The sequence below is a fragment of the Croceitalea vernalis genome, from assembly GCF_031846405.1.
Lineage (GTDB): Bacteria > Bacteroidota > Bacteroidia > Flavobacteriales > Flavobacteriaceae > Croceitalea > Croceitalea vernalis.
Genome location: NZ_JAVRHU010000002.1, coordinates 852,068 through 865,328 on the forward strand (window position 1 = coordinate 852,068; position 13,261 = coordinate 865,328).

The 13,261-nt window shown below is 33.7% G+C and carries 10 protein-coding genes; 5 read left to right on the forward strand and 5 right to left on the reverse strand.

Annotated features, from left to right (window positions below; all coding sequences use genetic code 11):
• Positions 1 to 25: 25 nt before the first annotated feature.
• Entirely contained in the window at positions 26 to 2,356 is a 2,331-nt protein-coding gene (locus RM520_RS10250) for a chondroitinase-B domain-containing protein (protein WP_311387961.1), read from the reverse strand.
• 205 nt (positions 2,357 to 2,561) lie between these two features.
• Here RM520_RS10250 and RM520_RS10255 point away from each other — a divergent pair, with 205 nt between their 5' ends.
• Together RM520_RS10255 and RM520_RS10260 are read left to right on the forward strand one after the other, a co-directional pair.
• Positions 2,562 to 3,530, forward strand: coding sequence for a sugar phosphate isomerase/epimerase family protein (locus tag RM520_RS10255; RefSeq protein WP_311387962.1), 969 nt, complete (start codon positions 2,562 to 2,564; stop codon positions 3,528 to 3,530).
• A gap of 19 nt (positions 3,531 to 3,549) precedes the next feature.
• A complete protein-coding gene (locus RM520_RS10260; RefSeq protein WP_311387963.1) occupies positions 3,550 to 4,263 on the forward strand; it encodes a ribonuclease activity regulator RraA in 714 nt (237 codons plus the stop codon).
• Positions 4,264 to 4,434: 171 nt separating this feature from the next.
• Here the strand turns inward: RM520_RS10260 and RM520_RS10265 are convergent, their stop codons facing one another.
• The 4 genes from RM520_RS10265 to RM520_RS10280 all read right to left on the reverse strand — a co-directional run bounded on the left by RM520_RS10265 (position 4,435) and on the right by RM520_RS10280 (position 9,706).
• A complete protein-coding gene (locus RM520_RS10265) occupies positions 4,435 to 6,357 on the reverse strand; it encodes a thiol-activated cytolysin family protein (RefSeq protein WP_311387964.1) in 1,923 nt (640 codons plus the stop codon).
• Between the two features lie 177 nt (positions 6,358 to 6,534).
• Positions 6,535 to 7,179 (reverse strand): response regulator, encoded by a 645-nt coding sequence (locus tag RM520_RS10270; RefSeq protein ID WP_311387965.1) that lies wholly within the window; start codon positions 7,177 to 7,179, stop codon positions 6,535 to 6,537.
• Positions 7,180 to 9,078 carry an ATP-binding protein gene (locus tag RM520_RS10275; protein ID WP_311387966.1) on the reverse strand — a complete coding sequence of 633 codons (1,899 nt, stop codon included), beginning with the start codon at positions 9,076 to 9,078 and terminating at the stop codon, positions 7,180 to 7,182.
• A 247-nt stretch (positions 9,079 to 9,325) separates the two neighbouring features.
• Positions 9,326 to 9,706: a hypothetical protein gene (locus tag RM520_RS10280; RefSeq protein ID WP_311387967.1), complete on the reverse strand. Its 381-nt coding sequence runs from the start codon at positions 9,704 to 9,706 to the stop codon at positions 9,326 to 9,328.
• A gap of 102 nt (positions 9,707 to 9,808) precedes the next feature.
• Between RM520_RS10280 and RM520_RS10285 the strand changes: the two genes are divergently transcribed.
• From RM520_RS10285 to RM520_RS10295, 3 genes are all read left to right on the forward strand, one after another.
• Positions 9,809 to 11,011 (forward strand): tyrosine-type recombinase/integrase, encoded by a 1,203-nt coding sequence (locus RM520_RS10285; RefSeq protein WP_311387968.1) that lies wholly within the window; start codon positions 9,809 to 9,811, stop codon positions 11,009 to 11,011.
• A gap of 58 nt (positions 11,012 to 11,069) precedes the next feature.
• Complete coding sequence (locus RM520_RS10290) at positions 11,070 to 11,831, forward strand: DUF6090 family protein (RefSeq protein WP_311387969.1); 762 nt, start codon at positions 11,070 to 11,072, stop codon at positions 11,829 to 11,831.
• A gap of 778 nt (positions 11,832 to 12,609) precedes the next feature.
• Positions 12,610 to 13,161: a hypothetical protein gene (locus tag RM520_RS10295; RefSeq protein ID WP_311387970.1), complete on the forward strand. Its 552-nt coding sequence runs from the start codon at positions 12,610 to 12,612 to the stop codon at positions 13,159 to 13,161.
• The last annotated feature ends 100 nt before the right edge of the window (positions 13,162 to 13,261 follow it).

Here is a 13,261-nt window from a genome sequence, read left to right on the forward strand (position 1 = left end):
AGATTGTTAATCGAATAAAAATGTATTAATACATCAGCTTCATCACCAGATTTTCTTCTGTTCTTATTTCACCTGAATTAAGAACCTTATTATCTGATTCCGTGTTATTTTTTGCTCCCCATAATATAGATACAAACTGAACGTCATTATTTTCAAAGGTATTCCCAACTAATTCTACATTTACTATTCCGTTATGATTTAAGAGCCTTTTATTTTTCTCTTTGCCACCACAATTTGTAAAAGTGCTATTAGAAACTAAAAGATTACCTCCAATTGTAGATTCATCATAACCTCCTCTATAATAATCAACAACGTTTTGATTTACAGCATTAAAATTACAATTATTGATAGTGAGATATTCTGTATTATAATCACCTTTATCATTAGTTTCTTCAGATAATTCAATTCCGTTTTCACAATCAGAAATAGCGGTGTTTTCAAAAGTAACACGTTCGGCAAATGATTCTTTATATGCCTTCAGGACATAATCAAAATCGCTGATTTCAGAATTCAAAACTGTTAATCCAAAATGATTAGACATGTCCTTTTTTAAACTGGCAAAAGCATAATTAGCCTTATTCCCTTTAAGGCTAAGATTGTTCACTGTTAATTTACCATAAGGTTGAAGCGAAAACAATGGAGTTTTTGAGGCCCCTGAAAAAACTAGCATCGCTTTTGCGTTTTCTTGAGATTGTATTGTAATGCTTTTATTTATAACTAAAGATTCGTCTATCGTAAAAACACCATCGGCTAAAGCAATTATATCGCCGCTAGCAGCTTGATTCAGCATAGCTTGTAACTGCCCAGCTTTTTCCACTACATGAATGATTGGGTCTTTTGCTTCAACTTCATTAGAAAACCAAGAAGTACCGTATTTTGACTTGTCTAGTATGTTAGGGTTGGTGACATCAACACCTAAAACCGCACCTATACTATTGCTATCTTTTCTAGAGACCCCTAACAAATCACTTTCAATCGTATCAAAGTCAAAACCATTATAAGCTTCGAAGTCATTTGGTATGCCTACGGGAATAAAAACATTTTCCGATAAAGCTCGAATTTCTAAAGGAGCCTCAACGATACCCTCATCAAAGTTTTTAAAAGCAACACCTTGATTATCAACTATATTATTTTTGAACATTACACCATCAGCTTTATCATTCTCGACAACAATACTTTCTAATCCGTTCTCATTGTAAATGATATTATTGGCAACGGTAGTTCTAATTGCACGTGCTGATCTTATTTCAGAAGGTGGTAATACATCTGCTTGAGCTATATTAGTGCCAACTCCAAATTGCCAAGGTGAACTACAATTGACGTAGGTATTATAAGCTACAACAACATCGGTCACCTGATTATAACGGTTTAATGGAGATTTAGGAATACCATTCATAACTGCTAACGGACTTCTAAAACTTTTTCCTTTAAGTCCATAGAAATAATTGTTCACCACCCAATGTCCTGTATTTATTATTCTAATTCCACCGTAATTTTCGTTGACACCATCACCGATAAAATAATTTCCATCAACGGTTACATAGTTGCCATGTCTAGTAACCAAAGAGCCTTCACTTTTAAAGAAAACATTGTTCTTAAATACATTAAAGTTCGTCTTGCTTGAAATCACCTCAACTTCACCATTACATTCTTCAAATAAATTATTAGCAACATAAGTGTGACTTGGAGACATTGATGTGTAACTATCACCTAACTGAATAGTTTCTCCGCTCGGACCACCTTTCACTGGTCTTGGACCAAAATGGTTATTTACTATTTGATGATAATTATTAATACTCTCAATACCTGCAATACTAACCCTTACCGTTGGACCCCTATTCGTTTTTCCTGCGATATAGCAGTTGCTTAACTCGTTGTGTCTTCCCCAAAACTGTACCCATAAATCACTATCATCGCGTTTTGGTTTGTTGAAGTCTTCAATAACACAATTGGATACTTTACAGTTATTTGATATTTCATCGGGCTTATCTTTATGTCCAATTTTAAAATCGATAACGGCGTTTGAAGGGGAAAAACCATTTTTAAAGTACAATCCTTCAACCGTTAAATATTCGCCACCAAATTTTAAATAAGAAAGGCCTTCAATAGTAACCTCACCATTAGTTTCTGCCCTTAATACTATTGGCTTTTCTTTTGTGCCTTTTGCTCTGAACTTAATTTCAACATCTTCCCATTTACCATTAGCCATTATGATTTCATCACCAGGATTTGCAGCAGTTATTGCTTCATTTAATTCTACAATATCTTTTACGTAAATGTCATTTTTACTGCTATTTGTGCTGCAAGAAAATATTGCAAATACCATGCTTAGTAAGAAAAAACGCTGTTTTATCATTTTGATTTTTTAAAACCTTTTAGGTAAGGGTTGTTAAATTGAAGTTTTTTTATTTGAATACCACCGCTAAAGTTAAGGGAGTATTTTGTTCTTTGTTTTGATTAAATTGGTTAACCAGTTTGGTTTACCAAAAATACATATATTTGTTAGACACGCAAATTTTTAACAATAAAACGAGCTCAATAACATTAATTAGCACCTAAAAATGCAGGAATCGAAAAAAGTAATGAGCAGAAGAAAATTTACCAAACTATCTGCTGCCGCGTTAACAAGTCTGCCTTTATGGAGTTTTAAGGATAATTTTCAACACAATTCTGCAAAAAACTCAAAAGAAATAGAAGTTCATCTTTTTTCAAAGCATTTGCAATTTCTTGATTATGAAGAAATGTCGGCTGTGACTGCACAAATGGGTTTTGACGGATTAGACCTTACCGTAAGACCAAAAGGTCATGTACTACCAGAGCGGGTTACAGAAGATTTACCCGCAGCTGTTAACGCTATGACCGCTCATGGGTTACGGCCAGCTATGTTGACTACCAATGTTTGGGATAGTACCAATACTATCAATATATCTTTATTAGAAACAGCATCAAATTTAGGATTTCAATATTATCGTACTGGATGGTTAAAATACCCGAAGCATAAAAAAATATCAGATAGTCAGTCCATTTTTGGAGAAGAAGCAAAAGACTTAGAAACGCTGAATAAAAAACTTAACCTAATTGGTTGTTATCAAAATCATGCTGGTAATCATGTTGGAGCTCCAATTTGGGATTTACCGAAAATATTAGCACATACCGATAACAAAAATATAGGCTGCCAATATGATATACGCCATGCAGTAGTTGAAGGTGGGCAAAGTTGGGAATTAGGGCTAGAAGTAATACGCCCTTTTATCAAAACAATAGTAATAAAAGATTTTATATGGAAAAAGCAAAATGGGGTTTGGAAACCTTTTAATGTGCCTTTAGGACAAGGCATGGTCGATTTCAAAAAATACTTTTCAATTTTAAAACAGTATCAAATTAATATTCCTATCTCATTACACCTTGAATATGATTTAGGAGGTGCTGAACATGGCGATAGCGAAATAAGTATGAGCAAAAATGAAGTTTTTGATTTTATGAAGGCAGATTTAAAATACCTAAGAGAAACTTGGAAACAGGCTAAATAAAATTTTTTGACAAATAAGTATGGAAAATAATTCAATGGACATCATCAATAAATTAAAACAAGTAAGCACTGCTACTATAGCGACTTGCTTATTTAAAAAAGGCTTGAAATATCAGTTTATTCAAGACGTACAACCTTTAAGGAAAATGACCGAACCTATGGTTGGACAAGCGTATACGCTAAGATATATTCCGGCACGCGAAGATTTGAATCCGATTTCTGTTTTTAGAAATCCCAAACATTTACAAAGAGTTGCGGTTGAAGAGTGTCCTCAAAATCATGTGTTAGTGATTGATAGTCGAAAAAGTGCAAGAGCGGCCTCAGCGGGTTCAATTTTAGCCACTCGATTAATGAAACGCGGTGTAGCTGGTCTCGTGACCGATGGTGGATTTAGAGATTCAGCAGAAATTGCCGCGTTAGCTATGCCATCTTATCATCAAAAACCTTCTGCACCAACAAACTTAACACTAAACCAAGCCATAGCAATTAATGAGCCCATTGGTTGTGGTGATGTAGCAGTATTCCCAGGTGATTATATCGTGGGAGATAACGATGGTATTATGGTTATACCGCAGCATCTTGCTCATGAAGTAGCTGATGAATGTTTAAAAATGACCTCTTATGAAGATTTTGTCCTGGAGAAAGTAGGAAATGGAACATCAATTGTAGGACTTTATCCAATGACAAATGATGATTACTTAAGCGAATTTGAGGACTGGAAAAAAAATAGATGATTGTTTTTATTTTTATACATAATTCAAAAATAAAAGTGTTTTGAAATATAGAAACCTCGTTTTTAACGAGGTTTCTATATTTCATTTTAATTCTCCAAACGACTTAAATCATTAGCTTTGAGTATGTTTATTAGTTAGAATACTCAAATATTATTAATCTTTGACAGCACATTAATTTACAAAATAAGGACCATTAATAGTATTTGGCTGAGTTTGAATCATCATTTGATCCCCGTCTCCATTAAAGTATAAAATTTCTTGTGTGGTTGGTCCAAACTGAACCTTTGTAGCAGCACCAACACTTTCAAAAAAGTCAACCCCGAATACGGTATTTGGAGCAACACTTTCAGACCAGACCCAGCGATTAAGAGGTAATTCAAATTCTAGTAAAGTTGTACTCTTACCATCATTTGAAAAATAGCGTTGAGTAGCATTGTTACTATATTGAATAGCAGCATCAATACCATCATTAGCAAAAGGAAAAGAGGTCCATGGGTCAAGGGTATTTGCATAAAAGGTACTTGTTTCAAAAAATTTGGGTGACCCATCAGTATTTCTCTCTATGGTACCAATTGGATTAGTTGGTGAAGAAAGATTGGAACTTGCAGAATTATAATCAAATTTTAAAAATTTAGTACCATCCCTATTGAATAAATGTATTCTATCTTCTCCCCAGCGGACTGCTGCCCCAATAGGACCTGTACTTATATTATTTGAGGTTATTGCCCCTTCCCAGTCACTAACATCCCAAATACGTGGCGCTTCTCCGCTACCTACATTATAATAGGCGTATTTATCACCTGCTTTATTATACAATACAATAATCTTACCGGTAACATGAAAAGCAGCGCCTATTCCATCTTCAAAAATATCCACCAAGGGACGATATGCCTCTGGAGGCAAAACACCTTTTACTTCGCAGTTAACGATATCATATTCTGTAGCCAATTTTACCCCTACAATCTCATCAGGGCGTTCTACACTGCGAACCAAATACGATAAAGGCAAACCTGCCTTTATGTCGGTGCTTGCTCCTATTTTATTTGCAATTGCGGCAATAGAAGTTTCACCCAACAGTTGAAAAGAACCTTCTGCATCACCACCATATGCAATAGCCTTAATTTTCACCTCTTTTAATGAATCAAAAGTTTCTACATCTAAAGAGCCACTGGCATTTATAGCAACAGCGTCATAGGTTGCTTTTAAACTCGCCTGCATTTCTTGACGGCTAGAAGTAGATTCAATTAGCATATAAAAGATACGCCCATAGGTAACCGATGATATAAAAGTAGCTGGATTGTCTGACTGTACATAAGTTTGAAGTTGTTCTGGTGTTACGTTTTCACCAAATATTTCATCTAAGCTAGTTGGTAAATCAAAACTCATCGTATAATAAGACTGATTCACTTTTACCAAAGTTCTGTTATATTCTTTTTCTGTACTAAATGATAAGCTTCCTTCTACCTCTGTGGTAAAAGTTTCTACCTTAATTCCCATTTCTAAAGCCATTTGGCTTTCAGATTCAACTTGAATAATATCAACCTGAAAATTAGCAGGAACTACTTGACCAGCATTTGCGATAATATTATTCATTCCATCCTGAATAGAACTCTTACTAACTTCATTAACGGTAAAAGTAGAATTTGTATTACCGTTATTAAGGTCATACGAAATGGTACCTCCGGCACGGCCTACAACAATGGGTTTTGGAGTAGCATCTGATAAAGTTTTGCCTTGTAATAGACTGCCTGGGTAAATAACATCTGCGTTAGTATTAAATAAAGGAAATGTTCCGTTCCCATCTAATACACTCACCGTCTTAGTAACACAAACCGAGCGTTCTGTGACTGTGCCTCCGCCCTCTTCTTCTATTTCATAATCTTCGTTCATCGGAGTAGATTCAGCGAGTACCTCTTCTGTTCTAGATGCAGGGTACGGCTCAAAGTCACCACCTTCAGCAATTACTTCTGCAAATGTAAGTTCAGCTTCTGCATCTTTGGGTTCTTCTATGGCAATTGGTTCTTCCGTTGCTTCATCTTTACTACAACCTGCAAACAAGAACAAGAAAAGTGCAAAAAATATTAAATTCTTCATTTTAAAATGGTTTTAATTATGATTGTTTAGTTAGCTATTTAAAAAATGGCGGCTGAATTTAAAATACTGCCAGAATAATGATTGCAAGCTATTCAAGATGTGCGTTAGATGAAATACGTAATGATGACTATAAATACGTAGGGCTACGTAAAGGCAAAAAATGATGTATTTTGAAGACTAAATAGTAGAAAGAAATTCCTTGTTTTCTTTAGTCCAAACAACAAGTGCATCCATTTCTGGAGTAAGATCTAGCTTGGCAATAATATTAGAACGGTGTTTTTCTACCGTTCTGCTAGAAACACTTAACTGTTCTCCAATTTCTTTAGATGAATTACCTTGAGCAACTAAGCGTACGATGGTTCGCTCTGATGGTGATAGCAGTTTAATTTTTTGTAATTGTGGGGCAATCTCCTTATCAATTACCTCGTTAAAAACCGAACTAAAATACGGTATACCCTTGCTAACACTTTGTATACATTTGTGTAACTCCACAAATGGCTCATCTTTTATCATATAGCCAGAAATGTTTAACATTTGGGCTTTATGTATAAAACCTCTTTCCTTATGAGAGGTAAGAATGATAAAATATGTATCTATATTTTTCTCCTTGCACTTTTTTACAACTTCAAAACCAGTAAGCATTGGCATTTCTACATCTAATAAGGCTACTGTTGGGTTTAAGGCTACAATTTTTTCTAAGGCACTAGTCCCATTTTCGGCAGTACCTATTACATTATAATTATAGTCTTTTAGCTCATCGACCAAGCCCTTTAATAACAATGGGTGGTCGTCTGCAACGAAAATAGTTACGCCATTACTCATCTAAACTGGAATTTTAACTAATATGGTTGTGCCTACTTCTTTTTTACTTTTTATAGACAAGCTGCCTTTTAAAATGCGAATACGTTCTGCCATGGTTTTTAAACCAAGACTATTGTGCAACATACTTTTACTGGTTTGAAAACCTTGTCCGTTATCTTTGATTAAAACCTCAATGGCGTTTTTGCCCTTAACGATATTAACAATCAAAGTTTTCGCAAGCGAGTGTTTAAGAACGTTGTTTACTGATTCTTGAATAAACCGATAAAAATTAAGCGTTTCTGCAGCATCAAAACTAGTATTGATATCATCTATTTCTACGGAGAAAAACATTTCTGTCTCACCGTCTAAATCGAATAATAACTGCTCAATACTTTCCCTCAATCCCAGTTGTTTTAGAGTTGCAGGATATAAGTCTCTCGAAATACTTCGAACCTCTTCTAAAACGGCATTGGCAAGTGACGATAATTCTAGCTGGTCTAAATTTTGTGCTTTCTTCTTCATAAAGGTTAGTTGTTGCCCTACACTATCATGAAGATCCTTTGATACGCGAGTACGTTCGATTTCTTGTGACTCAATTAATCTCTGTGTAAAATACTCTTGTTGTTGGATATCTTTTTTTGCCTTTTGTCTTGATTTAAGCGCCAAAACAAAACCAAATAATGATAAAAGCCCTATTCCGCCAAACCACAGAAATTGACTTTTTAGTTTATTTTGAGTATCTAATAAAGTAATATCTTTTTTCTGTGCTTCAATTTGAAAGTCACGCTTTTCGGTATCATACTGTATTTGTAATTCATTAAACCGGGTTGCTTTTTGAATTGTAAAAATGCTGTCTTTTAACCTGCTGTAAATCTTAAAATTATTTACAGAACTCTTATAATTTTTGAGTGCATAATCACATTTTGATATTAAATAGTAGGCCCACCTTCTATTATTTGCACTAACAACTTTAGATAAATCTGCAGCTTCCAAAGCAAATTTTTTCGCTTCATCATATCTTTTAATCTCGATATACGTTTCAGCAATATCATTACAAGTATGTGCTGTGCTTCTATCTCTTTTAAGTTCTTTTTTAATGGCTAAAGCTTGAAAAAGAAAGTCTAAAGATTCATTGGGTTTTCCTTGTTGTCTTAAAGTAGATCCAATATTACCTAATAAAATAGCCTTCGTATCTAAAATATCAATATCATTAATAGACAACTTTTCTATCTTTAAAAGGCCCTTATTAAAATAGTTAAGTGCACTTTGATAATTTCCTCTTTTCTGATTCAGAACTCCTAGATTTCGATAACTTGTTACCAGTTCCTTATCATTTTTATTTTGTTCTTGTAATTTTAGTGCTTTCAGAAAATTTAATTCCGATTCATTTAAATCACCCGTAAGTATATAAATAGAACCAATTAATGAAAAGCAGTTGGCAATTTCCTTTATTTCATTACTTGTCTCATTAATTCTTAAAGCTTCAAAAGAATGAAACAATGCTTTTTCAAAGTCTGAAATCTGTCGGTAAATTCTCCCTAAATAATACTGACATTTTGCAACATCAGCTTGTCGATTTTGATTTTGAAAACTAGTTAAAGCCTTGTCAGTATAGGTTAACGCTTCTGGAATATCTTTAGTTTCATAAAAATAGGTCGCTAAATAAAAGTCGCCTAAAGTTGTTAGATATTCATCATCATTTTTTTTAGCTAGCTCTCGTCCTAGCTTAAAATTATACAGAGCATCTTCGTAATTCTTACTTTTAAGAGCAACCGTTCCTGAACTATAAAGCCCTTCTGCGGTCAATAAATCTTTATTTATAAGTGGTATCTGTTGCGATGCATCATCGCTTTTGGAAAGTTCTTGAGAATGTAAAAATGAAGAAATTAGGCATAAAACTAATACGATACATTCTTTCAAGTTAGTGAGGGTTTTTCTAAAGGTATACCTTTTAAATTACAAAAAACTAAATCTTCATATTATTAATGATTACCAAATAACTTCACTTAGAAAACCAGAATTAGAATAAGGTTAAATTAATTTTGTTGCTAATCGTATACTTGAAAAATGGTTGTAATCGATTTCTGATGATCTCAAAAGCAAGCCAAAAGACCTTAGCTTAAGACGATTGGCAGAATATTAACATGACCAATATAATTATCATCTTTTAGTGTTTCATATAAGCTTGCCATGTAACCAAAACAAATTTTTCCTTTCCATTTTCTGATTTCCTCAAAAAACCAAATTCGTATGCAAATAGATACACTTCGCCCTTTTGGTTTTTCCAGTAGTGGGTAAAAAAATTAGGGTTAAAACCTAAATCAATAAGAATTTTAGCTCTAATGACTGCTTTACCAGCTTTATTATATTCTTTCAAAAGTTTCCTGTTCAGTTTGAGTTGATTGTCCACCTTATTAAAAAAACGTTGGGGTCCTTCTTTTTGCTTTTTGTATTGATAGGCGCTTTTACAATGAAGATTACAATACTTTTTATCGGTGCGTCCGTCCAGCTCCTTATTACAATACAGACAATTCTTTTGTATTCTCATTCAATTTTAAAATTAGCCGAATGTTATCCGAACAATATTCGCTTAAGATACGACTAAGTTGATTTTAATACCTAATTTTTGCCAATATAAAACACTCACTCTATGTCCAATAAAGCAATTATTTTTAGTAAGGCCATCTTACAACAGCAAGAAGTGTTACTAATTACGTTTAATTATGATTTTGAAATTAAGGAAAACGTAAAATCTTTCGGGGGTGTTAGGTGGAGCAGCAGTTTAAAAGGTTTTTATTTGCCTTTTTCAAAAAAGACCACCAATACGATTTATAAATATTTAAAAGGAAAAGGCTATTCAATTGACTTTGGGTCTTTAACTAACAATGCGAACAAAGCAAAACCTGAAATTAAACACAAATTAGAGCAAAAAAAATATAGGCCTTTATCTGAGTACAACCGAAAGCGACTTCAAGAATATAGATCCTATTTAAATGGCCTTAGATTAAGTTCAAGTACGGTCGCAGTCTACAGTAATTTTGTAAAGTTATTCTTAGAATTTATTGGTGAACTTAAGAGTTCGGAAATTAAACAAACCCATTTTAGACAATACACTGAATTGATAGTGCAGAAAAAACAATATAGCATAAGTACACATCGGCAATTAATTGGCGCATTAAATCATTTTTCTGTTTTATGCTGTAATGAAGATTTTAAGGGAAGTGGGCTAAACCGCCCAAGGAAAAATAAAAGCTTACCAGCGGTATTAAGTCAGCAAGAAGTGATCTTATTAATAAGAAGTACGGCGAATTTGAAACATAGAGCTATTATTGCTTTACTATATTCTGCTGGGTTACGTATTGGAGAAAGCATTAATTTAAAATTATCTGATATTGATTTACATAGAATGCAACTGCGCATTAATTTGGGGAAAGGAAGAAAGGATAGGTACGTAGGTATTGCCCAAAGTTTTTTACCATTGTTAAAGAACTATTTGGCCACTTACCAACCAAAAGTCTTTTTTGTTGAAGGAAAAAACGGCGCTCAATACTCGGCTTCAAGTATTAGAAAATTTCTTTATAGGGCTTGTAAAGCAGCAGGCATTCACAAAAAAATTACTCCACATACCTTACGACATTCTTATGCTACTCATTTAATAGAAAATGGCGTTGGTTTGCGACATGTACAAGAGTTACTAGGGCATTCTAAACCTGAAACCACTATGATATACACCCATATTGCAAAGAAAGATTTATTGCAAGTTAAAAGTACTTTAGATATGGCTGTTGAGCAATTAACAGAAACTGTAAAAGGAGCATCAAATATCTCGATAGCCGGAAACACTTACGGATAAAAGCGTATTTTAGGGATGATATAACAAGTTAGCCTTCATTATGACCAACTATTAACCAATGATAAAATTCTTCCGAAAAATCAGACAAAATTTGCTTTCAGAGGGTAAAACAGGAAAGTATTTAAAGTACGCTATTGGCGAAATCATTCTTGTTGTTATTGGAATTCTTATTGCTTTGCAAATTAATAATTGGAATGAAAATAAAAAGGAAGATAAAGCCGAAATAGCTCTCATTGAACAACTCATTAATGACTTAGAAAAGGACGCTGAATCTCTCGAAACGTTAATCCCACAGGTGATTGATAAGGCTGATGTGATAAAACAAATCTATTTTGAAACTCAAAACAAAACTTCTTTTAATGAGTCAACTAACTATGGAGATCTGACTTGGCAAGCTTTTGCTCCTTTGTTCTTTGAGCAAAGGCACCAATTATCCATAGATCAAATATCTAATCATCAAATATCTAAAAGTATTCTGGACTATTTCAATCAGCAGAAAATCGTGGAATTACAAATTGAGCAAACCAACGAGTATGTCCGAACAACCATTCGTCCACTCCTAGGTGAACATGGAATAATGAATTCAAATTACATCATGTCAACTGATTCTTACACGGAAATTAGAAATGATAAAAGTCAATTCATTAAGTACGATCAATTGAGAACAATTTACGGTTCACAGAAATTCGAGTCAGTAATCTTTGAAATGAGAATGACTTATATAGCGACAACCCATCAAGCAGAACTTCTTTTAGATGCAAATAAGAAATTGGTTGAAAATCTTATATTTTATATTGAAGGAAGTAATAACGAAGACTAACAACGTATATATCACATTGCCAAAATTTGGCTAACTTTAAACTCTCCCCACCAAACAAAACTTAGTCTCAGCTGAAAAATATGAACAAATAATATGGCAACGTGCCATATACAAGACCGTTACAGCACATTTGAAAAATATAAAATCCGACATAGCACCCCTTGCATTATCTATTTTGATTTTTTTAATCGGACTTGGAATCTGTTTGACATCCAACTTTGTATTTGGTTATCGACAATATATTTCGATTCTATGCTTGATAATAGCTACGGTATTATACTTTAAAAACAAGAAGATTTATTTTTTATTCTTCGCAATAGTCTTGATTCTTGGATTATTCGGTTTACTCGACTTTTATTACAGGACCTATAAAGTTGGATTCGGTGAATTCGGGATAAATCCTCTCTATGTGGCCCTTTTGATTTTGTTTTTTGCTTTCAGTAAAAATCAACTGGACAAGTTATTTCCTGAAAAAAACGGACTAAAAAAAAGAACCTTGGACGAGAACCTGATTAGATCGCATGAATCGAAATTTGCGAACAAAAACACTGAGGAACTAATTGGGATTATAGCGACGGATTCAAAATTTACCGACGAAGCAAAAGAAGCCGCAAAGCGAATATTAAAAAATAAAAACGTGCTGTAACAATGGCTATAATTCATAGCTAACCATTTAAAGGCTATTCAGGAAATCCTAACGGATTTCCAAAACTCAGTCCCTTTTTACTAACTTTAGTTCTTCGGCTACAAAATCATAGCCGAGACCGTTGGCATTAATATGAATAAACTTGCATTTGATTTAGTTCTAGATAAAAAGAAATCCAAGTTTGACATAGCCATTTCAGAAAAGTTCTTTTATGTTGGACTTGGTGGAGTTCTCTTCTTATTGGCCGTTTTCTGGATTTTTAAAAACAATCTTGGCATTGACCTGGAGGAGATAAAAATTGTAAAGTACATCGGGTACGGATTTCTAATCTGCATATTAATCGGGACTTTCTATGGGTTTTTTGACTATAACGGTAATAATCGAATTGTAAAGGGATTTATCACCTTCGACGAAAACGAAATAACCATTAACCACGCTGAAAAATATAAACTGGTTGAATTGAAAGGCTTAAAATTTAAAGTTTACGATTACAAAGACCGACCGATTAACCTAATTTCAGATGGAGACCCAAATAGAAGTTATGGTGGAGAGAACTTTGTGGAATTTAATCATCAAAATAAAAGACATCGATATCAATTCGTCGCTGATTCGAAAAAGCATAAGGACAAACTTCTTGAGGACTTAATTCCAATTATGCGCAATAAAACGGAAATAAAATACTAATGCCAACAATGGCTATAATTTATAGCTGAGCTGCTTAAAGGCTTCTCAGGAAATCCTAAAGGATTTCCAAAACTCAATCTCTTTTTGCTAACTTTAGTTC

Coding starts and splice junctions, on each gene's coding strand:
- RM520_RS10250 (WP_311387961.1), bottom strand. CDS start 2,356: ATGATAAAACAGCGTTTTTTCTTACTAAGCATGGTATTTGCAATATTT.
- RM520_RS10255 (WP_311387962.1), top strand. CDS start 2,562: ATGCAGGAATCGAAAAAAGTAATGAGCAGAAGAAAATTTACCAAACTA.
- RM520_RS10260 (WP_311387963.1), top strand. CDS start 3,550: ATGGAAAATAATTCAATGGACATCATCAATAAATTAAAACAAGTAAGC.
- RM520_RS10265 (WP_311387964.1), bottom strand. CDS start 6,357: ATGAAGAATTTAATATTTTTTGCACTTTTCTTGTTCTTGTTTGCAGGT.
- RM520_RS10270 (WP_311387965.1), bottom strand. CDS start 7,179: ATGAGTAATGGCGTAACTATTTTCGTTGCAGACGACCACCCATTGTTA.
- RM520_RS10280 (WP_311387967.1), bottom strand. CDS start 9,706: ATGAGAATACAAAAGAATTGTCTGTATTGTAATAAGGAGCTGGACGGA.
- RM520_RS10285 (WP_311387968.1), top strand. CDS start 9,809: ATGTCCAATAAAGCAATTATTTTTAGTAAGGCCATCTTACAACAGCAA.
- RM520_RS10290 (WP_311387969.1), top strand. CDS start 11,070: ATGATAAAATTCTTCCGAAAAATCAGACAAAATTTGCTTTCAGAGGGT.
- RM520_RS10295 (WP_311387970.1), top strand. CDS start 12,610: ATGAATAAACTTGCATTTGATTTAGTTCTAGATAAAAAGAAATCCAAG.